22 protein-coding genes, 1 tRNA gene and 1 pseudogene are annotated in these 23430 nt (G+C 70.7%); 14 read left to right on the plus strand and 10 right to left on the minus strand.

The genetic code is table 11. The features are described 5' to 3' along the window. Positions 1–2 precede the first annotated feature (2 nt). From BR70_RS0112935 to BR70_RS0112975, 9 genes are all read left to right on the plus strand, one after another. Positions 3–1145, plus strand: a complete 1143-nt coding sequence (locus BR70_RS0112935) for a DNA polymerase III subunit delta' (RefSeq protein ID WP_027466411.1) — start codon at positions 3–5, stop codon at positions 1143–1145. 24 nt (positions 1146–1169) lie between these two features. Beyond that, positions 1170–1805, plus strand: a complete 636-nt coding sequence (locus BR70_RS20885) for a TetR/AcrR family transcriptional regulator (RefSeq protein ID WP_035808852.1) — start codon at positions 1170–1172, stop codon at positions 1803–1805. Between the two features lie 44 nt (positions 1806–1849). Further along, positions 1850–1922, plus strand: a tRNA-Thr gene (locus BR70_RS0112945). Between the two features lie 180 nt (positions 1923–2102). After that, positions 2103–2897 (plus strand): glycoside hydrolase family 16 protein, encoded by a 795-nt coding sequence (locus BR70_RS0112950; protein WP_027466412.1) that lies wholly within the window; start codon positions 2103–2105, stop codon positions 2895–2897. A 192-nt stretch (positions 2898–3089) separates the two neighbouring features. Further along, positions 3090–3530: a BLUF domain-containing protein gene (locus BR70_RS20890; protein WP_051596899.1), complete on the plus strand. Its 441-nt coding sequence runs from the start codon at positions 3090–3092 to the stop codon at positions 3528–3530. A gap of 67 nt (positions 3531–3597) precedes the next feature. Next, the gene (locus tag BR70_RS0112960; protein ID WP_027466413.1) at positions 3598–4593 is read left to right on the plus strand and encodes a Gfo/Idh/MocA family protein; all 996 of its coding nucleotides are present in this window, start codon (positions 3598–3600) and stop codon (positions 4591–4593) included. 73 nt (positions 4594–4666) lie between these two features. Further along, on the plus strand, positions 4667–6178 hold the full coding sequence (gene dacB / locus BR70_RS0112965; protein ID WP_027466414.1) for a D-alanyl-D-alanine carboxypeptidase/D-alanyl-D-alanine endopeptidase: 1512 nt from the start codon (positions 4667–4669) through the stop codon (positions 6176–6178). Between the two features lie 23 nt (positions 6179–6201). After that, the gene (locus tag BR70_RS20895) at positions 6202–6822 is read left to right on the plus strand and encodes an isochorismatase family protein (RefSeq protein ID WP_035808854.1); all 621 of its coding nucleotides are present in this window, start codon (positions 6202–6204) and stop codon (positions 6820–6822) included. Continuing rightward, positions 6819–8324, plus strand: coding sequence for an NAD-dependent succinate-semialdehyde dehydrogenase (locus BR70_RS0112975; protein ID WP_027466415.1), 1506 nt, complete (start codon positions 6819–6821; stop codon positions 8322–8324). Before BR70_RS20895 ends, BR70_RS0112975 begins: the two co-directional genes overlap by 4 nt. A 46-nt stretch (positions 8325–8370) precedes the next feature. On the opposite strand, the gene BR70_RS0112980 is transcribed toward BR70_RS0112975, so the two are convergent. The 8 genes and pseudogenes from BR70_RS0112980 to BR70_RS0113015 form a co-directional block, all read right to left on the minus strand. After that, positions 8371–10224 carry an ABC transporter ATP-binding protein gene (locus tag BR70_RS0112980; RefSeq protein ID WP_027466416.1) on the minus strand — a complete coding sequence of 618 codons (1854 nt, stop codon included), beginning with the start codon at positions 10222–10224 and terminating at the stop codon, positions 8371–8373. A 7-nt stretch (positions 10225–10231) separates the two neighbouring features. Continuing rightward, positions 10232–10447 (minus strand): hypothetical protein, encoded by a 216-nt coding sequence (locus BR70_RS0112985; protein WP_027466417.1) that lies wholly within the window; start codon positions 10445–10447, stop codon positions 10232–10234. A 266-nt stretch (positions 10448–10713) separates the two neighbouring features. After that, positions 10714–12093, minus strand: coding sequence for an MFS transporter (locus BR70_RS0112990; protein WP_027466418.1), 1380 nt, complete (start codon positions 12091–12093; stop codon positions 10714–10716). Between the two features lie 219 nt (positions 12094–12312). Continuing rightward, positions 12313–12942, minus strand: a pseudogene (gene ribA / locus BR70_RS20900) (GTP cyclohydrolase II); the annotation flags it as partial. A 29-nt stretch (positions 12943–12971) separates the two neighbouring features. Then, a complete protein-coding gene (gene ribD, locus BR70_RS0113000) occupies positions 12972–14087 on the minus strand; it encodes a bifunctional diaminohydroxyphosphoribosylaminopyrimidine deaminase/5-amino-6-(5-phosphoribosylamino)uracil reductase RibD (protein ID WP_027466419.1) in 1116 nt (371 codons plus the stop codon). 55 nt (positions 14088–14142) lie between these two features. Then, complete coding sequence (locus tag BR70_RS20905; protein WP_051596900.1) at positions 14143–14697, minus strand: GNAT family N-acetyltransferase; 555 nt, start codon at positions 14695–14697, stop codon at positions 14143–14145. A 2-nt stretch (positions 14698–14699) separates the two neighbouring features. Then, complete coding sequence (trpS, locus tag BR70_RS0113010; RefSeq protein ID WP_027466420.1) at positions 14700–15710, minus strand: tryptophan--tRNA ligase; 1011 nt, start codon at positions 15708–15710, stop codon at positions 14700–14702. Between the two features lie 41 nt (positions 15711–15751). Beyond that, positions 15752–16609, minus strand: coding sequence for an exodeoxyribonuclease III (locus BR70_RS0113015; RefSeq protein WP_027466421.1), 858 nt, complete (start codon positions 16607–16609; stop codon positions 15752–15754). Positions 16610–16661: 52 nt separating this feature from the next. Between BR70_RS0113015 and BR70_RS0113020 the strand changes: the two genes are divergently transcribed. Beyond that, entirely contained in the window at positions 16662–16994 is a 333-nt protein-coding gene (locus BR70_RS0113020; RefSeq protein ID WP_027466422.1) for a hypothetical protein, read from the plus strand. Positions 16995–17086: 92 nt separating this feature from the next. On the opposite strand, the gene BR70_RS0113025 is transcribed toward BR70_RS0113020, so the two are convergent. Further along, entirely contained in the window at positions 17087–17359 is a 273-nt protein-coding gene (locus tag BR70_RS0113025) for an HPr family phosphocarrier protein (protein WP_022905912.1), read from the minus strand. Between the two features lie 69 nt (positions 17360–17428). Next, a complete protein-coding gene (locus tag BR70_RS0113030) occupies positions 17429–18199 on the minus strand; it encodes a DeoR/GlpR family DNA-binding transcription regulator (protein WP_027466423.1) in 771 nt (256 codons plus the stop codon). Between the two features lie 251 nt (positions 18200–18450). Between BR70_RS0113030 and ptsP the strand changes: the two genes are divergently transcribed. The 4 genes from ptsP (at position 18451) to BR70_RS0113050 (ending at position 23405) form a co-directional block, all read left to right on the plus strand. After that, positions 18451–20109 (plus strand): phosphoenolpyruvate--protein phosphotransferase, encoded by a 1659-nt coding sequence (gene ptsP / locus BR70_RS0113035; RefSeq protein WP_027466424.1) that lies wholly within the window; start codon positions 18451–18453, stop codon positions 20107–20109. 68 nt (positions 20110–20177) lie between these two features. Next, positions 20178–21725: a PTS mannitol transporter subunit IIBC gene (locus tag BR70_RS0113040; protein ID WP_027466425.1), complete on the plus strand. Its 1548-nt coding sequence runs from the start codon at positions 20178–20180 to the stop codon at positions 21723–21725. A gap of 88 nt (positions 21726–21813) precedes the next feature. Further along, positions 21814–22251, plus strand: a complete 438-nt coding sequence (locus BR70_RS0113045) for a PTS mannitol transporter subunit IIA (protein WP_027466426.1) — start codon at positions 21814–21816, stop codon at positions 22249–22251. After that, on the plus strand, positions 22248–23405 hold the full coding sequence (locus BR70_RS0113050; RefSeq protein WP_027466427.1) for a mannitol-1-phosphate 5-dehydrogenase: 1158 nt from the start codon (positions 22248–22250) through the stop codon (positions 23403–23405). Before BR70_RS0113045 ends, BR70_RS0113050 begins: the two co-directional genes overlap by 4 nt. The last annotated feature ends 25 nt before the right edge of the window (positions 23406–23430 follow it).

The raw sequence follows: 23430 nt of genomic DNA on the forward strand, positions 1-23430 counted from the left end.
CCGTGAGCGTGTGGGACGGCCTGACCGGGCAGGAAGAAGCGGTCGCGTCGCTGCGCAACGCGGCCGAGTCGACCGACGGCACCGGTGGCATGACGCACTCGTGGCTCATCACCGGCCCGCCCGGGTCGGGTCGGTCGAACGTGGCGACCGCCTTCGCCGCGGCGCTCGTGGGCAACGGCCCCGACGACGACCACACCCTGCGGCAGATCACCGCGAAGACCCACCCCGACGTCTCGGTGCTCACGACCCAGCGCGTGATCATCACGATCGACGAGATCCGGCAGCTCGTCACCTCGTCGTACTACTCGCCGTCGGTCGGGCGCTACCGCGTCGTCATCATCGAGGATGCCGACCGCATGACCGAGCGCACCTCGAACCTGCTGCTCAAGGCGCTCGAGGAACCCCCGGAGCGCACGGTCTGGATCCTCTGCGCCCCGAGTGAAGCCGACCTGTTGCCGACGATCCGGTCGCGCGTCCGCTCGGTCCGTCTGCGCGTGCCCGGCATCGAGTCCGTCGCCGACCTGCTCGTCGCCCGGACCGGTGTCGACCGCGCCCTCGCGATGGATGCTGCTCGTCAGGCGCAGAGCCACATCGGCATGGCGCAGCGCCTGGCCACGAGCGAGCCCGCACGTGACCGCCGACGCCGGACCCTGACGACCGTGCTCGGTGTGCGGAGCGTGGGTGACGCCGTCATGGCGGCGGCCGAGCTCCTCGCCGTCGCCGACGAAGACGCCAAGTCGATCACCGAGCAGCGCGACTCCGAAGAGCGCGACGCGGCCCTGCGCTCGCTCGGGGTCGAACCCGGCGGGACGATCCCGCCGGCGCTCCGGTCGCAGCTCCGCGCCCTCGAGGACGATCAGAAACGCCGTGCGACCCGCAGCCTGCGCGACGGCCTCGACCGGATCCTGGTGGACGTCTCCTCGCTGTACCGCGACCTGCTCCTGCTGGGGCTCGGAGCCCCGGCGGAACCGGTCAACCTGGCCATGCGAGACCAGCTCGAGCACGCGCTGCCGACGACACCGCCCGCTGCCGCGCTCGAGGTCCTCGACGCCGTCGCCCTGGCGCGCCAGCGCATCGCGGCCAACGTGGCGGCACTCCTGGCGCTCGAAGCACTGCTCGTCACCATCGCCCGCGCCCGCCGCTGAGGCACGGCGTGCGACAATCACGGCATGCCCGACGCTGAACCCGGCCTGCGCGAACGGAAGCGCCGCGCCACGCGGCGCGCCATCCAGCAGGCTGCGCTCCGGATCGCCCTCGAGGACGGCCTCGGCGCGGTCACGGTGGACGAGATCTCCCGGCGAGCCGACGTCTCGCCGCGGACGTTCTTCAACTACTTCCCGAGCAAGGAGCAGGCGATCCTCGGGGACGACCCGCAGCTGCCCGACGACGCGGCGTTGCAGGCGTTCGTCGACGGTGGTCCGAGCGGTGACCTGCTCGCGGACATCGGCACGCTGCTCGTGCACTCCACGCGCGAACTGATCGAGGAGCGCGGGCTCATCGAGGAGCGTCAGCAGGTCCTCCGCGCGAACCCGGAGCTGTTCAGCCGTCGGATGGCGTCCATGAAGGAGTTCCAGGCGGAGCTGCAGGCGGCCGTCGCACGGCGGCTCGAAGACGCCGACCCGGAGCTCGCCGCGGACCCTGAGGCGCTTCGTCGCCGCGCCGGTCTCGCGGCCATCGTCGCCCTCGCCGCCCTGCGCCACGCATGGTGGGAGTGGTCGGGTTCCGAAGCCGGGACACACCTGGTCGACGAGCTCGAACGGTCCTTCGCCGAGCTCGGCGTGCTGGTTTCGCGTTCACTCGTCTGAACCTGTATAGTCATTGCTCGTGCCACTCCGGACATGGAGTGTGCGCCGCCTTAGCTCAGTCGGTAGAGCGATTCACTCGTAATGAATAGGTCGTCGGTTCGATTCCGACAGGCGGCTCCGTGAACACCCCGGTCAGGTCCACTCGAAGTGGCTCTGACCGGGGTTTTCGTATTCCGGACGAATCCGTGTCCCTCGCCCGAGGGGCAGACGTCGGGCGTGATCGCGGGCTAGCCTTGTCCGCGATACGGGGGACACGATGACCGACCACCAGCCCAGCGCTCCACCGGCGATGACGCAGTGCTGAAGCGTGTCCTGGTCATCGTCGTGGTCGCCGCCACCGCCGGAGCACTCGCGGTGACCGCGGCAGCCGTGCCCGAGTCCGTCGCGACGTCCGCGTCGACCTCGTCGCCGAGCACCGGTTCGTCCGCGACCCCGACGGCGTCCGCGACCGGCCCTGCGTACCTGGCGGACCGCGAGCCGACCTTCTCCGAGGACTTCGACACCCCCGCCGCAGCCGGCGGCCCCTTCGCCGAGACGTACCGGAACTCGTGGCAGCCGTACCCCGACGGCACCGGCGGCAAGTACTACTCGAACGAGGTCGTCAGCGCCCACGACGGCTACCTGGACGTCGCGATGGACGGTGAGCACGGTGCTGCCGGAACATTCGGCACACCCACCGGCGCGTGGTCACACGTCGGCGGCACCTTCAGCATCCGAGCGCGGGCGACCGGCGGAGACGGCAACGGGATCGCGGTCATGCTGTGGCCGACGTCGAACGCCTGGGCCGACGGCGAGTTGAGCTACCCGGAGGGACAGTTCGACGGGTCGCCCCGTGTCTTCCACCACTCGATGCTGCCCGGGCTGGAGCGCCGCTTCGAGCACTACAACACCCGGGTGTCCTGGAACGAGTGGCACACCTACACGACCGAGTGGGTGCCGGGCAAGAGCGTCCGGTACTACCTCGACGGCAAGCTCGTGTTCACGGTGCCGCGCAACGTCCCCACCACTCCGCACCGCTACATGTTCCAGACCGGCAACTGGGGCGACCCGGGGCACGTCCAGATCGACTGGGTCCGCACCTACGACAGGTGAGTGACCAATCCCCCCGGACGGGGGCTCCGAATCAGTCCGGTCGTACGACCCGACACCCGTGTGCTCGCGTCGATGACCCGAACCTCGACGCGGGCGCGCGGACGGGAACGATCCCCGTTCTGGGGCTGCCCGCCTGGCTCGGCGCGGTCCACGATGAGAGGGAACGCGTTCCGTCGTCACCGAGAGGTCGTCATGCTGCTGTCCCTGGTCTACATGAGCGCGGCGAACGAGGTGTTCGACCAGGAGCGGCTCGACGCACTGCTCGAGCACGCACGGGTCCGCAACACCGCGTCCGGCCTGTCCGGTCTGCTCGTCTACAAGGACGGCCGGTTCATGCAGCTGCTCGAGGGCCCCGAGGCGGCCGTGCTCGAGACGTACCAGCGCATCATCGACGACCCGCGGCACACCGACGTCGGCCTGCTGGTCGAGGAGCGCATCCACACCCGGCGCTTCGGCGAGTGGAAGATGGCGTTCCACCGCGAACCGGACGCCGACCTGCCCGACGGCTTCGACTCGTTCCTCGCCGAGGGCGACGCGAGCGCCGACACGAGCCGTGCCCGTGAGCTCCTGCGCTGGTTCCGGAACCACCCGATGGCCGCCCCGGACGCGGCGCTCGGCAAACACCGCCGCTGACGACCCGAGGCGGCCACCGCCGCTGACAGCGCCGCCGCGGCCCACCTCGCGCTGGTAGACAGGACCCATGACGGTTCGCTGGGGAGTCATCGGCACAGGCGGCATCGCACGGTCCTTCGTGGGTGACTGCACCGCGGCCGGCATCGTGTTCACCGCCGTGGGTAGCCGCACCCGCGAACACGCCGAGGCCTTCGCCGCGGAGTTCGGCATCGAGCGGTCCCACGGTTCCTACGAGGACCTGGTGGCGGACGAGCGCATCGACGCGGTCTACGTCGCGACCCCGCACGTCCGGCACGCCGAGGACGCCCTGCTCGCGATCCGGGCGGGCAAGCACGTCCTGGTCGAGAAGGCCTTCACGATGACCGCGGAGGAGGCCCGTACGGTCGTCGACGCCGCTCGGCACGCGGGCGTCGCGGTGATGGAGGCGATGTGGACCCGCTTCCTGCCGCAGATGGCGATGATCCGCGAGATCGTCGCCGAGGGTCGGATCGGTCGCCCGATGGTGGTCGAGGCGACCCACCACCAGGCCCTCCCGACGGACCCGGGTCACCGGCTGCGCGACCCTGCACTCGGTGGGGGAGCGATGCTCGACCTCGGGATCTACCCGGTGTCCTTCGCGGTGGACGTACTCGGCGTGCCGACCGCGCTCGTCGCAGCGGGCACGCTGAGCGAGCAGGGCGTCGACGAGCAGATGGGCCTGGTGATGACGCACCCGGGCGGCGCGCAGTCGATGATCCACTTCGGGATGGACCTGCGGAGCCCGAACACGGCGTCGATCATCGGCGAGACCGGCCGCATCGACCTCGACTCCACCTGGTACACGCCGACCACCTGGCGGATCCGCGACCGCGACGGCGCCGTGGTCGAGGAGTTCGACGGTCGCGAGGAGCTCGCCGGCTACGAGCACGAGGCACGCGCCTTCGAGACGATGATCACGTCGGGCCGCCACGACGGCGGCCCGATGGACCCGGACGAGACCGTCGCGATCATGGCGGTGCTGGACGAGGCACGTCGCCAGGTCGGGGTCCGGTACCCCGCCGACGGTCCCGGCACGGCTCCCTGATCCGGCACCCGTCCTCGACGGATCCCGCCCCCGGCCTGGAGGCTCCTGCCGCAGTTCCGTAGGATCGGTCACGATGTCCGAGCAGCAGCCCACCCCGCGTTCCGTCCCGGAGCGGTTCCGCGCCGCCGTCACCGCGGCGCGCGCCTCCGCCGCACGACGCCCGGTCCCCTGGATCGCGGGTGGTCTCGCGGCGCTGCTCGTGGTCGGCTCCGGTGGGGCTGTCGCCGTCGCAGCGGCCACGACCCCTGACTCCCGGACTGCCGCCGCGCCGAGCTCGACCCGGACCGCGTCCTCGGCTCCGGACCGGACGACCACCACGAAGCGCCCGACGGCGAAGCCGTCGCCGACGCCGACCGCCGACGCCCGCGCGGTGCCGGACGACCTCGCCGGCCCGTCCGCCCTCCGCACCTGCTCGATCGCGACGGCTGCGTCGGCGAGCGGCCTCGGCGACTTCGAGGGGTTCGTGATGGACGCCGAGACGGGCAAGGTGCTGTTCTCGAAGCACGGCGAGCGGGCCGCCCAGACGGGCAGCGTCATGAAGACCCTGACGTCGGCGACCGCGCTCTCCGTGCTCGGGGGTGACCACCGCATCCCGACGACCGTCACACGGGAGTCCGCGAACACCGTCGCCCTGGTCGGGCACGGTGACGCGACGCTGTCCGCGGGCGGCGGCACCGTGTACCCGGGCGCCCCGACCCTCGCCCAGCTCGCACAGCAGGTGAAGGCGAAGGTGGGTGCCGCCCCGGTCACGACGATCGTCACCGACGACTCCTACTGGAGCGATGCCGACGCCTGGGACCCCACGTGGCCGGTCTCCGAGCGCACCATCGGGTACCAGCCGGAGGTCACCGCGCTGATGGTCGACGGCGACCGAGCGAACCCCGCAGCGGCGACGTCACCGCGGTCGGAGGACCCGGTCGGGCGGGCGGGCGTCGCCTTCCGCACGGCACTGGCGAACGCAGGAGTCGCGGGCGCCGGTTCCGCGCAGATCGTCAAGCGGGCGACGACGGGCACCGAGACGATCGCCACGGTCTCCTCGCAGCCGGTGTCGACGCTCATCGGGCAGATGATCCCGAACTCGGACAACACCCTGGCCGAGATGCTCGCCCGGGTGTCCTCGAAGGAGTCCGGGTCGAACGGCTCGGCGGCGTCCCTGTCGTCCGTGTACCAGTCGGCGCTGCGCTCCTACGGCCTCGACCCGGCCGGCATCGTGATCAAGGACGGCTCGGGCGAGAGCGCCTCGAACGCCGTGTCACCGGAGTTCGTCGCCCACCTGATGGTGCAGGTCGCCTCCGGAGCGAAGGGCCTCGGGACGCTCGCGAGCGCCCTGCCGGTGTCCGGGCAGTCCGGTACCCTCGCCAGCCGGTTCACCGGCGCGAACGCGGTCGCCCGTGGCAAGGTGCACGCGAAGACGGGCTGGATCGACAGCGCGAACACCCTCGGCGGCTACATCGACGCCGCCGACGGGTCCCGGTTGACCTTCGCCTTCTACGCCATCGGTTCGCCGCGTGCGGCGGCACTGCCGGCACTCGACGCGGTGACCGCCGCGACCTACTCGTGCGGGAGCAAGCTCACCGGCTCCTGAGCCGACGAGTGTTGGATGGACCCATGGCAAGAGCACTGCTCGTCGTGGACGTCCAGAACGACTTCACCGAGGGCGGTGCGCTCGCGGTCACCGGGGGAGCGGCGCTCGCGAAGCGCATCACCGCGTTCCTCGGTCGGCACGGGGACGAGTACGACCTGATCGTGGCGTCCCGCGACTGGCACCACGGGGACGACGACAACGGCGGACACTTCGCCGGACCCGACGGACCGGACTTCGTCGACACGTGGCCGGTGCACTGCGTCGCCGGGACGTCCGGCGCGGACTACCACCCCGACCTCGACACCGCCCTGATCGACGTCGACGTCCTCAAGGGCCAGGGCACGCCGGACTACTCGGCGTTCCAGGCCGTGACCGAAGCGGGCGTCCCGCTGGCCGACGTGCTCGCCGAGCGCCGCGTGCACACGATCGACGTCGTCGGCATCGCGACCGACCACTGCGTCCGGGCCTCGGCACTCGACGCCCGTGCCGCGGGCCTCGACGTCGCCGTGTACGAGGACCTGGTGGCCGGCGTCGACGCCGAGCGCAGCGCCCGGGCGCTCGACGAGATCCGGGCGGCCGGCGGACACGTCGACCGCAGCGACATGGACGAGGGCCTCGCGAACCCAGGAGGAGCACGACTGTGACCGACACCACCACGAACGAAACCACCACCACCGTCGCCGACGAGCACGTCCGCGTCGAGAACGTCCCCACCGGACTCTTCATCGGCGGCACCTGGCGTGCCTCGTCGAGCGGGTCCACGTTCGCCGTGCACGACCCGTCGACCGGTGCCGTCCTTGCCGAGGTCGCGGACGCCACCCCCGAGGACGGCATCGCAGCCCTCGACGCCGCAGCCGCCGCGCAGGAGTCCTGGGCAGCCACGGCCCCGCGCACACGGTCGGACATCCTGCGCCGGGCCTTCGACCTGGTGCACGAGCACGCCGACGACCTCGCGGCCCTGATGTCGCTCGAGATGGGCAAGCCGCTGGCCGAGGCCCGCGGCGAGGTCGTCTACGGCGGCGAGTTCCTGCGGTGGTTCTCGGAGGAAGCGGTCCGCATCACCGGCGACTACCGCACGAACCCCGAGGGCACCGGCCGCGCGATCGTGCTGAAGCGTCCGGTCGGCCCCGTCTACGCGATCACCCCGTGGAACTTCCCGCTCGCGATGGCGACCCGGAAGATCGGACCGGCCCTGGCCGCTGGTTGCACGGTGGTCGCGAAGCCGGCCGACCTCACCCCGCTGACGACCCTGTTCCTGGTCGAGCTGTTCCGCCGTGCCGGGCTGCCGGACGGTGTGCTCAACGTGATCCCGTCGAGTGACGCCAAGGGGCTGTCGGAGCCGATCATCGCCGACCCGCGCCTGCGCAAACTGACGTTCACCGGTTCGACCCCCGTCGGTTCGGCGCTCCTCAAGCAGGCGGCGGACAACGTGCTCAAGACGAGCATGGAGCTCGGCGGCAACGCCCCGCTGCTCGTGTTCGACGACGCGGACCTCGACGCGGCGGTGGACGCGGCGATGCTCGCGAAGTTCCGCAACACGGGCGAGGCCTGCACCGCTGCGAACCGGTTCTTCGTACAGGACGGCATCGCCGACGCGTTCGTCGCGGCCCTCACCGCGAAGGTGGACGCCCTGCGCGTCGGCCGGGGGACCGAGGACGGCACGACGCTCGGACCGCTCATCGACGACCGGGCCGTGGACAAGGCCGCCTCGCTCGTCGACGACGCCCTCGGCCGCGGGGCCCGGCTCGTCACCGGCGGCCACCGGATCGACCGCCCCGGCACCTTCTACGAGGCGACGGTCATCGACGACGTGCAGCCCGGCTCGGAGATCATGACGACGGAGATCTTCGGACCGGTCGCCTCGGTGACGCGCTTCAGCACCGAGGACGAGGGGATCCGGCTCGCGAACGACACCGAGTACGGACTCATCGCCTACGCCTTCACGACCGACTTCCGGCGCGGCCAGCGGCTCGCCGAACGCCTGGAGACGGGCATGCTCGGGCTGAACACGGGCGTCGTGTCCAATGCAGCGTTCCCGTTCGGCGGCGTGAAGTCCTCGGGCCTGGGCCGCGAGGGCTCGCACGAGGGCATCGAGGAGTACCTCGAGACCGTCTACGTGCTGACGCCGGACCCGTTCGCCGCCTGAGTCCGAGTCGACGGTACGGCCGCGGTGCTCGCGGCCGTACCCGAACTCACACGAGCAGCTGGTGCTTCGCCAGGTCGCGGTAGAGCGGCGTCGACTCCACGAGCTCGGAGTGCGTGCCGCTGCCGACGACGCGGCCGTGCTCGAGCACGACGATCACGTCGGAGTCGACCACCGTCGACAACCGGTGGGCGATCACGAGCAGCGTGCGGTCCTCGGCGACGGCGTCGATCGCGAGCCGCATCTTCTGCTCGTTGACCCCGTCGAGTGACGACGTCGACTCGTCGAGCAGCAGGATCGGGGGAGCGGCGAGCAGCGCGCGGGCGATGGCCAGGCGCTGCCGTTCCCCACCGGAGAGCATCACGCCGTCCTCACCGACCTGCGCGTCGAGACCGCGGGGATCGCGGTGCAGGACCTCGCCGAGGTTGACCGCCTCGAGCACCCGGACGCAGTCGTCCTCGGTGGCGTTCGGCGACCCGAGCAGCAGGTTGGCGCGGATCGTGCCGGCGAGCACGGGGGCGTCCTGCTCGACGTAGCCGATCTGGGCACGGAGCTCGTCGCGGTCCATGCCGCGCACGTCGATGCCACCCAGGCGGATGACCCCGTCGGTGGGGTCGTAGAACCGCTCGATGAGCGCCAGGGTCGTCGACTTGCCGGCACCGGACGGGCCCACGAGTGCGACGCGCGAGCCGCGGGGCACCCGGAACGACACGTCGTGGAGCACCACGTCGTCGGCCGGGCGCTCGTCGTCGACGTGACCCGGGCCTCCTGGACGGTCCGCGGGGTCGGACGCGACCGCGCCGTCGGCACCCGAGGCGTCCGCCTGGGCGCGGTACCGGAACGACACGTGCTCGAACGCGATGGCGTCGTCAGTGGCGACCGCTGCGGCGGGTCGGACCGACTCGTCGTCCTGGGACTCGGTCGGCAGGTGCAGGATCTCCTCGATCCGGCCGAGCGCGCCGAGCGCCTGGGCGACGGCCACGGCCGCGCCCATCGCCTGGCCGAGCGGCATGATCATCATGAAGAGCAGCAGGATGAACGTGATGAGCGTCGCGATGGTGATGGTGCCGGCGGCGACCTGTGCCCCGCCGACGCCCAGGACGGCGATGAACGCGACCTGCATGACGATGCTGGCGACGGGGACGACGAAGGCGGACATCTTGGCGATGTCGAGGCCTCGCTTGTAGGCCTCGGTCGCGTGGCCGTCGACCTCGCGCACCTCGCGCTCGGTGGCGCCGGCCGCTCGGATGGTGCGGACCGCGCCGATCCCGCGTTCGACGGCCGCGGTGAGGTCGCCGACCTTCTCCTGCGCACGCTTCGAGGCGACCCGGATGCGACGGCTCAGCCCGCCGACGACGACGATGGCGATCAGGACGATGACGATCACGATGCCGAGCAGCAGCGGGTCGATGATCGCCATCGCGACGATGGCACCGACGAACGTGAGCGCGCCGCCGATCGACTCGATCAGTCCCTGGGTCAGGACGGCCCGCAGGAGCGTGGTGTCGCTGCCGACGCGGGACACCAGGTCACCGGTCCGGCGGGTGTCGAACTCCGAGATCGGCAGGTTGAGGATGCGGGCGATGAGCTTGCGGCGGGTGGAGAGCACGACGCCCTCGCCCGCGCGCTGCAGCAGGAAGTGCTGCACACCGTTCAGCACCCCCGCGACGATGACGAGCCCGACCAGCAGCCACACGAGCGTGCTGAGGGTGTTGCCCTGCTGCACCGCGGTGATGACCTGGTTGACCAGGAGCGGCTGCGCGAGCGAGGCCCCCGCACCGAGGACGCTCAGCACGATGATCACGACCATCGCGGGCTTGTTCTCGAACAGGTAGGACAGCAGGCGACCGAACGTGGCGCGGGGGCCGTCGGAGGTCTTCGGGCGTGCGAAGGGGAAGCTCATCGTGTTCCTAGTTTCTGCCGTACTTCTTGTGCACTGCCTGTCGGCTGACACCGAGCAGCGTCGCGATCTCCTGCCAGGAGGCGCCGGCGGTGCGGGCACGTCGCGCGGCGAGCTCTTCGGTCCGGTCGAGCTCACGGCGCAGTTCCCGCACGTTGGCGAGGGCGGAGAACGGGTCGTCCCCCGATGCTCCGGCCGCGAGGCTCGTGATGGTCGGTCGGTCCATGTCTGTCAACCTACATTGACGCACCGACATCCGTCAACCTGCGTTGACGGCGTCTCGCCGCGCTGCATCGGGTGCGCAAACGCCGGCGTCTTCGTTCGACGCCGCCACGCGCGCGAGACGCCGCCGAATCCGGCGGCGTCTCGGAGGGCATGCGGCGTCCCGCTGACACGACGGCGTGTTGCGGGGGGGGGGGGGGGGGCACACGAGGGACGGGAGGCCCGGTGCCAGCTGGCACCGGGCCTCCCGTCCCGCGGATGCGTCGCCGATCAGGCGTCGGCGAAGTCCTTCGACTTCGTCTCGCGCACGAAGAGCAGCGCGACCAGCGTCACGACCGCGGCGATCGTCAGGTACAGGCCCACCAGGAAGATGTTGCCGTCCGGCTTCCAGAGTGCCAATGCGATGGTCGGGGCGAGTGACGCACCGAGGATCGAGGCGACGTTGTACGCGATGGCCGAGCCGGTGTACCGGACGTTCGTCGGGAACAGCTCGGGCAGCAGCGCACCCATCGGACCGAACGTCAGCCCCATCAGCGAGAGCCCGACGATGAGGAACGTCACCACGGTGATCGGCCCACTCGACGCCGCGAACCAGAACTGGAACGTCAGGCCGAACAGCGCGATGCCGATCGTGGTCGGGATGAGGGTCTTGCGGCGGCCGAACCTGTCGGCGAGCAGCCCGGCGATCGGGGTGAAGATGCCGAAGAACACCACGCCGATCATGAGCAGCGTCAGGAACTCGCCACGGGTGTAGCCGAGGCCGACCTTCGGGACGAGCGGGCTGTTCTCGGTGCCGGTGGTGCCGTACGACAGCGTGAACGTCGTCATGAAGTAGAAGAGCACGTACGTGGCGACCATGCCGAAGGTGCCGACGATGACGGCCCGCCACGAGGTGCGGAACACGCGGCCGAGCGGGACCTTCGCCACCGTGCCGGACTCCTGTACACCGCGGAACACCGGCGACTCGACGAGCTTGAAGCGCACGTAGAGTCCGATGATGACGAGCACGGCGGAGAGCAGGAACGGGATGCGCCAGCCCCACGCCTGGAAGTCGGCGTTCGGGGTGCCGTCGGCACCGGCGGGCATCGCCGCGTTGATCGCGATGAACAGGCCGTTCGCGAGCAGGAAACCGATCGGGGCACCGAGCTGCGGCATCGAGCCGAAGACGCCGCGCTTGCCCTTCGGCGCGTTCTCGGTCGCGAGCAGGGCCGCGCCGGACCACTCGCCGCCGAGGCCGACGCCCTGGGCGAAGCGCATCACGGCGAGCAGGACCGGGGCCCAGACCCCGATGGTGTCGAACGTCGGCAGGCAGCCGATCAGGAACGTGGCGGTGCCCATCACGAGCAGCGATGCGACGAGGGTGGTCTTGCGGCCGATCCGGTCGCCGAAGTGCCCGAAGATGATCGACCCGACCGGCCGGGCGAAGAACGCCAGGGCGAACGTGACGAAGGACGACAGCTGCGAGGCCGTCGGGTCCTCGTTCGGGAAGAACAGCGTCGGGAAGACGAGCACCGCTGCGGTCGCGTAGACGTAGAAGTCGTAGAACTCGATCGACGTGCCGACGAGGCTCGCGATGACGACGCGGGAGCGCGGGTTGCCGGTGGGTGCCGGAGCGGAGGTGGGCGTTGCGGGTGCCGGGGCGGCGGTCATGACAGTGCGGGGTCTTCCGTGCTGCGTGCTCCCGACGGGGAGCACGAGGATCCGAAACGGCGGACACCGATCGGTTCGCGCGGGGTGGCGCGGGCACCGATCGGGTGCGTTCGGCTGAGGGGGACCGCTTGTGACGGAAGCCCGATCATACGACAGATGTCGTCTGCCTGCGAATCAGCCCAGAGTCAGCTGGCCGCAGCGTCCGTCACCGGCGCGCGCTCAGGCGCCCGCGCCGGCCCCGGCTTCGAGGTGCTCCGGCAACTGGTGGCCCATCCGGTCGCGCTTGGTGTCGAGGTACCCGGCGTTCTGTGCCGAGATGCCGACGACGAGCGGCACGAGCGAGTCGACGGTGATGCCGTGCTCCTCGAGCTGGCGGCGCTTCTCCGGGTTGTTGGACAGCAGCCGGACGCGAGTGATCCCGAGGTCGGCGAGGATGCCCGCGGCGCCGCCGTAGGCGCGGGAGTCGGCGGGCAGGCCGAGCGCGAGGTTGGCGTCGAGGGTGTCGAGGCCGTCCTCTTGCAGGCGGTAGGCCTTGAGCTTGTTGATGAGACCGATGCCGCGGCCCTCCTGCCCGCGCAGGTAGATGACCACACCGCCCTCGGCGGCGATCGTGTCGAGCGCGGCGTCGAGCTGGGGGCCGCACTCGCACTTCAACGACCCGAAGGCTTCACCGGTCAGGCACTCGGAGTGCACCCGGACGAGTGCGCCGTCGGTGGGCATCGAGCCGTCCGGCAGGGTGCCGATGATCGCGACGTGCTCCGCGCTCGTCACGAGGTCGCGGTAGGCGCGCATCTGGAAGGTGCCGTGGGTGGTCGGCACGTTCGTCGACACCTCGAACTTGACCGGGCTCCCCGGCGTGGGGGAGGTCAGCGCATCGGTCATGGGGTGCTCCGGTCGTTCGTGGGCCCGTCGTTCCCGAGCCCGGGTGTCGCGTGCTGCTGTTGCTGGCGGTGCTGGTTCTGGTGCTGCGGACGGTGCGGTCGGGCCCGGACCAGCAGGTCGGGGCCGAGGCTGGTGGTCGATAGTACGTCCAACCGCCGACGCTCGGAGATGCTTCCCACCCCCAGGTCGTCGAGGGCGACACGGGGTCCGCCGAGCAGCACCGGGGCGAGGTACACCAGGTACTCGTCGACGAGTCCGGCGGCGATGAGCGCCGAGGCGACCGTGGGACCACCCTCGACGAACACCGAGTGCACGCCGTGCCCGCGCAGGGCACCGAGCGAGGTGGCCAGGTCGTGTCCGGGCAGGGTGACGAGCCCGCGCGGGTGCCGACGGACCGCGGCGTCGGCCGGCACCGGGCGGTCACCGAGCACCACGGCGAGCGGCTGGTCGGCGAGGAGTTCGCCGGCGTCCCCGCGGGCGGTCAGGCTCGGGTCGTCGGCCAGGACGGTGCCGGTGCCGACGAGGATCGCGTCGTGGGCGGCGCGCTGTTCGTGGACGTGCTGCCGCGCGGCGGCGCCGGTGATCCACTTGCTCGTGCCGTCGGCAGTGGCGGCGCGCCCGTCGAGGCTGGAAGCCCACTTCACGGTGACCCACGGTCGGCCGAGCCGGACCGAGAGCAGCCACCGTTCGAGGAACGCCTCGGCCTGGTCGGCCAGGACGCCGGAGACGACCTGCACCCCGGCGGCGCGGAGTCGGTCGGCGCCGCCGTGCACGTCGGCTCCGGGGTCGTCGATCGCGTAGACGACCCGGGCGATCCCGGCGTCGAGCAGTGCCACGGCGCACGGCCCGGTGCGCCCGACGTGGTTGCAGGGTTCGAGGGTGACGACCGCCGTCGCGCCGCGCAGCAGTGCCGGATCGACCTTGGCCATCGCGTCGACCTCGGCGTGCGGGGTGCCGGCGCCTTTGTGCCACCCCTCGGCGAGGACCTCGCCGGTGGGGGAGAGGATCACGGCGCCGACGCGGGCGTGGTCGCCGACGACAGGCCCGAGGGCCGCGAGTTCGAGCCCGCGGCGCATCGCCCGGACCTCGGTGGGTCGTGCCGTGTCGCTCACGGGCCGAGCCTACCGGCGGTGGTTGGGTGACACGTCACCACGGTTGTGAGCGCGTTCAGGCGCTGGGCCACGGGAGCTCGGAGGCGGGTGTGCCGTCGGCGCGTCGCAGTGCGGTCCACGCCGTGGTCGGGCCGCCGTCCCGGTCCGGAACCCGGGCTGCGCCGAGGCCGGTGTACGAGAACCCGGCCGCACGGGCGACCGCCGCCGAAGCCGTGTTGTCCTCGTAGCACTCCCAGTAGACGTCCTGCGCGCCCTGCTCGAACGCCCAGTCGACGACGAGCCGGACGGCGTCGTGCATGAGCCCGGCGCCGCGCGCGGACGGTGCGAGCCAGAACCCGAGGTCACGACCGGCGGTGCGGTAGCTGATGATGCCCGCGAGCCAGGTCGAACCGGCCGGTCGGATCGCCCACGTGTACTCGCGGTCCGAGGCCCACCCCGGTCCGACCAGGGCGTCGACGAAGGTCCGGGCATCCTGCTCGCGGTACGGCGTCGGCACCGTCGTCCACCGGACGATCTCCGGGTCCTGGCAGGCCTCGGTGATCGCCGCGGTGTCGGCGCGGGTGGGGAGGTTGAGCCGGACCCGCGCCGACTCGAGCGTGACGGGCTGCACGGTCAGCCGCGCGACCGCGGGACGAACCCGATGCGGTCGTAGACGCGGGCCAGGGTCTCCTGCGCGATCGACTCGGCGCGGTCGGCGCCGACGGCGAGCAGCCGGTCGAGCTCCGCCGGGTCGTCGAGGAGTTCGAGCGTGCGGGTGCGGACCGGTTCGAGCTCGGCCACGACGGCGTCGGCGACCTCGCCCTTCAGGTCGCCGTAGCCCTTGCCGGCGAACGATTCCTCGAGCGCGGCGATCGAGGTGCCGGTGAACGCCGACAGGATCGACAGCAGGTTCGTCACACCGGGCTTTGCCTGGCGGTCGGCCCGGATCTCGCGCTCGGCGTCGGTGACGGCCGACTTGATCTTCTTCGCAGTGCGCTTCGGGTCGTCGAGCAGGCGGATGAGGCCGTTGTCCGACGTTGCGGACTTGCTCATCTTGCTGGTCGGGTCCTGCAGGTCGTAGATGCGCGCAGTCTCGGTCAGGATGCGTGCCTCGGGCGTGACGAAGGTGTCACCGAACCGCGAGTTGAAGCGTCCGGCCAGGTCGCGCGTGAGCTCGACGTGCTGGCGCTGGTCGTCGCCGACCGGCACGACCCTGGTGTCGTAGAGCAGGATGTCCGCGGCCATCAGGATCGGGTAGGTGAAGAGCCCGACCGACGCGGCCTCGGCACCCTGGCGTGCCGACTTGTCCTTGAACTGGGTCATCCGGCTCGCCTCGCCGAAGCCGGTCAGGGTGTTCAGCACCCAGGCGAGTTCGGCGTGCGCGGGCACGTGCGACTGCACGAACAGCGTCGCCTTGGACGGGTCGATGCCCGACGCGATGTACTGCGCAGCGGTGGCCTGGGTGTTCGCGCGGAGCTCGGTCGGGTCCTGGGGCGAGGTGATCGCGTGCATGTCGACGACGCAGTAGATGGCGTCGTAGTCGTCGAGCAGGGTCCTCCACTGCATGAGCGCCCCGACGTAGTTGCCGAGGTGCAGCGATCCGGCGGACGGCTGGATGCCCGAGAAGATGCGGGTCTTGGTCATGGTGGTGCTCCGGTGCGTCAGGTGAAGCGAGAGAAGAGGGGTCAGAGTTCGTAGTCGACGACCACGGGGGCGTGGTCGGACCATCGCTGGTCGTACGCCGCGGCGCGGTCGACCGTGTACTCCGTGACCTTGGCGGCCAGGTCGGGCGTCGCCATCTGGTAGTCGATGCGCCAACCGGTGTCGTTGTCGAACGCCTGCCCGCGCCAGGACCACCACGTGAACGGGCCGTCGACGTCGCCGGCCTGGGCGCGGCCCACGTCGACCCATCCGAGCCCGGGACCGGTGGAGCCGTCGGCACCCTCGACCGGTTCGCCGTCGGCGCCGAAGAACCGCGAGAAGTAGGCGCGCTCGCGCGGCAGGAAGCCGGCCCGCTTGACGTTGCCCTTCCAGTTCTTGATGTCGCGCTCGTCGTGCCCCACGTTCAGGTCACCGACGACGACCGCGAGCGGGTTGTGCTCGCGGAGCGCCGGCAGCCGCTCGGTCATCGCGTCGAGGAACTTCCACTTCTCGTCCTGCTTGGGGGTGTCGACCTCGCCCGAGTGCACGTACGTGGAGACCACCGTGACGGTCGTCCCGCCGATCTCGTAGTCGGCCTCGAGCCAGCGGCCGGCCGAGTCGAAGTCGTCGGCGCCCAGGGCGACGCGGTGGAGCTGGGCACGCTTGTGACCAGCACCGTGTCGAGATGCGATCGCGACGCCGGCCCGGCCCTTCGCGGTCGCCGGGTCGTGCACGATGTCCCATTCGTCGCCGAGCAGCGCCGCCAGGTCGTCGCTCGACGCGCGCACCTCCTGCAGGGCCAGCACGTCAACGTCGCGGGTGGCGAGCCAGTCGCCCATGCCCTTGCGGAAGGCGGCGCGGACGCCGTTCACGTTGACGGATGCGAGGCGCAGGCGTGTCATGCAGAACACCTTATCGGCGGGTGCCGACAGCCCTCGGTCGTACGATCTGCCCATGACCGTCGTGATGACCGTCGGCGAGCTGCTCGCCGCGTTCCGACCCGTGGCAGCGCAGATGCTCCGTCCGGACGAGTTCCGCTCCGCCCGCTTCTGGGTGAGCCCGCACGGGGACTGGGAACTCGACCACGAGGAGGACGAATTCATCGACAGCTCGATGAGCGTCGTCTGGGAGATCGGCGGCGAGACCCAGGGTACGAGGAGCCTCGTCGAGGACGTCGACGACCTGCCCGGACTCCTCCACGACCTCGCCGACGACCTGCAGGACTTCATCGCCGAGAGCTCCTTCGCCTGGGGCGAGCTGCGCGCGATCCCGCCCATCGCGCCGTAGCGGCGATCGGACGACGGACGGGAGGCCCGTGGCTGCGCAGCCACGGGCCTCCCGTCCGTCTGGTGGTCGCGTGCAGGACGCGACCTGCGCGATCAGGCCGCGTCGTGGTCCGTCTTCAGGAACTCGACCAGGCTGTCCGCCGTGGTCTCGGCGTCGTCGCCCGACACGGTGAGGGTGACCTCGTCGCCGTTCTCGATGCCGAGCCCGAGCAGGGCGAGGATGCTGCCGGCGTTCCCGGACTTGTCGCCCTTGGCGATCGTGACCTGGTGCCCCGACGCCGTCACGGTCTGGACGAAGAGGGATGCGGGGCGAGCGTGCAGGCCGGATGCGCTGGCGACGGTCACGGTGCGGGTGGCTTCGGACATCGATGTACTCCTGTCGATGGGTGGTTGGCTCATGCTAGCGAGCGCTGGGTGGGCGGGAACGGGGCACGGTCAGGGTCGGCCGGGCCAGAAGACCTCGGTGCCGGCGGCCTCGACCTCGCGGACCAGGTCGAGGTTGACGGCGGGGTCGGTGATGATCGTGTCGATCGCGGCGAGCGGGGCGACGCGACCGAACTCCTCGCGGCCGAACTTGGTGTGGTCGGCGAGCAGGATGCTCCGTCGTGCGGACTTGATCATCGCGCTCTTCACGGCGGCCTCGGCCATGTTGTGGGTGGTCAGGCCGCGCTCCGGCGTGATGCCGTTGATGCTGATGAAGGCGACATCGACGCTGACCATGCCGATGAGCTGGTGCGTCCAGGTGCCGACGCCGGCCAGGGAGTCGCTGCGGATGTTTCCGCCGAGCAGGTGCAGGTCGATGCCCGGGCGGTTCGCGACGGCGGTGGCGACGGGGAGCGAGTGCGTGACGACGGTCAGCCCGCGGTCGGTCGGCAGCAGCTCGGCGAGGCAGATGGTCGAGGTGCCGGCGTCGATCATGATCGAGCCGTTCTCCGGCAGTTCCGCCAGGGCGGCCTCGGCGATGACCATCTTCTCGGTCTGGTTGATCCCGCCACGGTCACCGACGCCGGGGTGCAGGGTGATCCGCTCGACGGGGATCGCGCCGCCGTGCGCGCGACGGACGAGGCCGCGGCGCTCGAGGCTCGTCAGGTCGCGGCGGATGGTCTCGGGCGTGACGGCGAGCAACTCGGCCAGGTCCTTGACGTCCACCCGGCCCTGCGCGCGCGCCTGCTCGACGATGCGCTGGTGGCGTTCTGGTGCGTACATCGGACCTCGTCGTCTCGGGTCGGAACGGAACGGACATGCTCGGGCACGACATCCGCGATGTCGTCCCCTGCGTTCGATCCGCCAGACGCAAACGGGCATCTGTTTCTGTATTTTTATCCCCGGATGTGTTTGTTTGTCAACGCGAAGCGGGGTAGTGTGCTGCTCAGCCGCACGGGCGTGGTCCGTTCCCGTGTCGTGTGCACCGAACGATCCACCCCACCGCAAGCGCGTGTGAGATGAAGGAGTCTCGAATGTCCGAACTGCTCGGCACCGGCGTCGGCCGTGGCGTTGCCCACGGCCCCGTGCTCCGGATGGCTGACCCGCTCGGCGAACCGTCGAAGGACGCCCTGGTGGGCTCGGCGGACGACGCGAAGCAGGCCGTGCACGACGCACTGGCCGCCGTGGCGGACGACCTCAACAAGCGCGGACAGCTCGCCGGTGGCGACGCCCAGGCCGTGCTCGAGGCCCAGGCGCTCATGGCGCAGGACCCGACGCTCCTCGACGACGTGCACACCCGCATCGACGGCGGCACCAACGCCGAGCGTGCCGTGTACGAGGCGTTCGCCCAGTTCCGCGACCTGCTCGTCGGCATGGGTGGCTACATGGGGGAGCGCGCAGCCGACCTCGATGACGTCGCCCAGCGCATCATCGCCAAGCTCCGCGGCGTGCACGCCCCCGGCGTCCCCGAGTCGGACACCCCCTTCGTCCTCGTCGCCCGCGACCTCGCCCCGGCAGACACCGCGCTGCTCGACCTCGAGAAGGTCCTGGCGCTCGTCACCCGTGACGGCGGCCCGACCTCGCACACCGCGATCCTCGCCCGTGCCAAGGGCATCACCGCCATCGTCGGTGTGACCGGCGCCGACGACCTGGCCGACGGCGTCCACGTCGTCGTCGACGCCGTGGCCGGCACCGTCTCGACCGACCCGTCCGACGCGCTCGTGGCCGAGGTCGACCAGCGCATCGCCGACCGCCTCGCCGCCGCAGCAGCACCGCTCACCGCGGGTGCGCTCGCAGACGGCCACGTCGTGCCCCTGCTCGCGAACCTCGGCAGCCCCGCCGACGCCGCCGGCGCCGTTGCTCTCGGTGCGGAGGGCGTGGGGCTCTTCCGCACCGAGTTCCTCTTCCTCGACTCGCCGAAGGCCCCCACGGTCGACGAGCAGACCGAGTCGTACCGTCAGCTCCTCGCGGCGTTCCCCGGCAAGAAGGTCGTCGTGCGCGCGCTCGACGCGGGCGCCGACAAGCCCCTGCCGTTCCTCACCGACAAGGACGAGGAGAACCCGGCCCTCGGGCGCCGCGGCCTGCGTGCCCTGCGGAACCACCCCGAGGTCCTGCGTGACCAGCTCACCGCGCTCGCGCAGGCCGACGCCGCGACCGAGGCCGACCTGTGGGTCATGGCCCCGATGGTCGCCGACGCCGAGGAGACCGAGTACTTCGTCACCCTGGCCCGCGAACTCGGCATCCGCACCGCGGGTGTCATGGCCGAGGTGCCGTCGCTCGCGCTGATGGCCGAGCAGGTGTTCCAGAACGCCGACTTCGTGTCGATCGGCACGAACGACCTGACCCAGTACACGATGGCCGCCGACCGCATGCTCGGCACCGTCGCGTCCTACCAGGACCCGTGGCACCCCGCCGTCCTGCGCCTCGTCGCGCAGCTCGGCACCGCGGGCGCCACCGCCGGCAAGGCCGTCGGGATCTGCGGCGAGGCAGCAGCCGACCCGCTGCTCGCCGTCGTCCTGGTCGGTCTCGGCGCCACCACCCTCTCGATGACCCCCGCGGCCCTGGCCGACGTGCGCGCCGAACTCGGTCGCTACACGCTCGAACAGGCCCGCGAGATGGCGACGGCGGCACTCGCCGCGAGCACGGCGGCGGCCGCGAAGTCCGCTGCCGCGGCCGCGACGCACGCCGCCTGAACCACCACCCCCAGCACCACCCCTCCCATCACCACGCAGCAGCTCCACCACACAGAAAGTCACCGCACATGACAACGTCGTCCGTTGCAGCGCCCGACGCACCCGCGAAGTCGCGGGGCGGCGCACGCGTCGCCGTTCAGAAGTTCGGCACGTTCCTCTCCGGCATGGTCATGCCCAACATCGCGATCTTCATCGCGTGGGGCATCATCACGGCCTTCTTCATCCCGGACGGCTGGACGCCGGTCGCGGCGCTCGGCGGTTCCCGCGACGGGAGCGTCGTCGGCGTCGTCGGCCCGATCCTGACGTACCTCATCCCGCTCGCGATCGCGATCCAGGGTGGCCGCATGGTCTACGAGACCCGCGGTGCCGTCGTCGGTTCGATCTTCGCGATGGGTGTCATCCTCGGCTCCGGTACGACGATGATCCTCGGTGCGATGATCTGTGGCCCCCTCGGCGCCTACCTGGTCAAGCAGATGGACCGCCTGTGGGACGGCAAGATCAAGCCGGGCTTCGAGATGCTGGTCAACAACTACTCCGCGGGCATCCTCGGGTTCGGGTTGTTCCTGGCCGGGTTCTTCTGGCTGTCGAAGGTCTTCACCGGTATCGCCGACGCGCTCGGTGTCGCGGTGGAGTTCCTCATCACGCACTCCCTCCTGCCCCTGGCCAGCGTCTTCATCGAGCCGGCCAAGGTGTTCTTCCTGAACAACGCCATCAACCACGGTGTGCTCGACCAGCTCGGCGTCGACCAGGTCAAGGAGTCGGGCAAGTCGATCCTCTTCCTGCTCGAGGCGAACCCCGGTCCGGGCCTCGGCATCCTGCTCGCCTTCTCCTTCTTCGGCATGGGCATCGCCCGTTCGACCGCTCCCGGCGCGATCATCATCCAGTTCTTCGGTGGCATCCACGAGATCTACTTCCCGTACGTGCTGCAGAAGCCGGTCCTGTTCATCGCCGTCATCCTCGGTGGTGGAACCGGCGTGCTGACGAACGTCATCTTCAACTCGGGCTTGACCGCTCCGGCGTCCCCTGGCTCGATCATCGCGGTGCTCGGCAACACGCCCCGTGACAGCTTCGTCGGCGTCATCCTGTCGGTCGTGTTCTCGGCGGCGGTGACGTTCGCGGTCGCCGCGTTCTTCCTCCTCGCCACCCGCAAGCGCGACCGCGCCGCAGGCAACGACGGAGACATGAGCGCCGCCATGGCGAAGCTCCAGGCCAACAAGGGCCGCGACGTCAACGCGGCGACCGCCGGCCTGCTCGGCAACAACTCCCCGGCCAACGAGGAAGAGGCCGAGGCCTCCCTCGGCGGCGTCGGCTCGGCGAGCACGGCGACGGCGACGAAGGTCCAGAACCTGGTCTTCGCCTGCGACGCCGGCATGGGCTCGAGTGCGATGGGTGCCAGCGTACTGCGCAACAAGATCAAGAAGGCGGGCATCGAAGGGGTCACGGTCTCCAACAAGGCGATCGCGAACCTGTCCGGCGACGAGGACCTGATCATCACGCAGGAAGAACTGACGGACCGCGCGAAGCAGAAGAACCCGAACGCGCAGCACGTGTCGGTCGGCAACTTCATGAACGCTCCGCAGTACGACCAGGTCGTCGAGCAGCTGAAGAACCAGTAACGCCACAACCAGTAACGAAGTGCAGTATCGGAGGGGACGGGGCTGACCCGTCCCCTCCATCTCGTCCTCAACACAAGGAGAACCCCCGATGCCCGTCCTGCAGGAGAGCCAGATCCGCATCCACACCGAGGACACCGCGCCGACCAAGTCGGAAGCGATGAAGGAGGCGGCCGAGATCCTCGAGGCTGCGGGCGCGGTCACGGCCGACTACTACCCGGCCATGCTGGAGCGTGAGAAGAGCGTGTCCACCTACATGGGCAACTTCCTCGCCATCCCGCACGGTACCAACGACGCGAAGGACGCCATCAAGTCGTCCGCCCTGTCGTTCATCCGCTACGCCAGCCCGATCGACTGGGACGGCAACCCCGTGCGCTTCGTCGTCGGCATCGCCGGCGTGAACAACGAGCACCTCGACATCCTGTCGAAGATCGCGATCGTGTTCTCCGACGAGGACGAGGTCCAGAAGCTCACCGACGCGGCCGACACCTCTGCGATCCTGTCGATCCTCGGCGAGGTCAACGAGTGAGCACCAGCACCGCCGTCCACTTCGGCGCCGGCAACATCGGCCGCGGCTTCGTCGGGCTCCTGCTCCACGAGGCCGGGTACGAGGTCGTCTTCGCCGACGTCGCCGCCCCGCTCATCGACGCCCTGGCCGCAGCCGACTCGTACACCGTGCACGAGGTCGGGGCCGGCGCCCAGGACCACGAGGTCACGAACTTCCGCGCACTGAACAGCGCGCAGGACGAGGACGGCGTGGTCGCCGAGATCGCGACCGCAGCGATCGTCACGTGCGCCGTGGGCCCGAACGTCCTGAGGTTCATCGCCCCGGTCATCGCGCGCGCGCTCGTCGCCCGTGACGCGGACGCCGCACCGATCGCCGTCATGGCGTGCGAGAACGCGCTGAACGCCACGGACCGGCTGCGCGAGTTCATCGTCGCCGCCCTGCCCGAGGACGGCCGCGACGCCGCCCTGGCCAAGGCCGTCTTCGCGAACACCGCCGTCGACCGCATCGTGCCGGCACAGCCCGAGGGTGGCGGACTCGACGTCACCGTCGAGACCTACTTCGAGTGGGCCATCGACCGCACGCCGTTCGGTGGGAACGAGCCGGAGATCCCCGGCGCGCACTACGTCGACGGCCTCGCGGCGTCGATCGAGCGCAAGCTCTTCACGGTGAACACCGGGCACGCCACCGTCGCGTACCACGGCTTCGTCGCCGGGGCCGACAAGATCTCGGACGCCATCGCGATCCCCGCCGTGCGCTCCGAGCTCGAATCCGTGCTCGCCGAGACGAGCGACCTGCTCATCCGCCGGCACGAGCTCGACCCCGAGGTGCACCGCGCGTACGTGCAGGCGATCATCGGCCGGTTCGAGAATCCGCACCTGCCCGACACGGTGACCCGCGTCGGGCGCCAGCCGCTCCGCAAGCTGTCGCGCGACGAGCGGTTCGTCTCGCCCGCCGCCGCGCTGGCCGAGGACGGCACCGAGCCCACGGCGCTCCTCGACGCGATGGCCGCGGCGCTCCGCTTCGACGTCGCGGACGACGAGCAGAGCGTCGAACTGCAGGCGCTGCTGGCGTCGGACGCATCCGACGCGGACGTCGCCACGCAGATCACCGGTCTCGCTGCGGAGCATCCGCTGCACGCCGCGTTCACCGAGCGGATCCGGTCCGCGCGCGCCTGACGACGTCAGCACCGACGAACGGGAG

It is taken from the genome of Curtobacterium sp. UNCCL17 (assembly GCF_000686685.1).
GTDB classification, from domain to species: Bacteria; Actinomycetota; Actinomycetes; order Actinomycetales; family Microbacteriaceae; genus Curtobacterium; species Curtobacterium flaccumfaciens.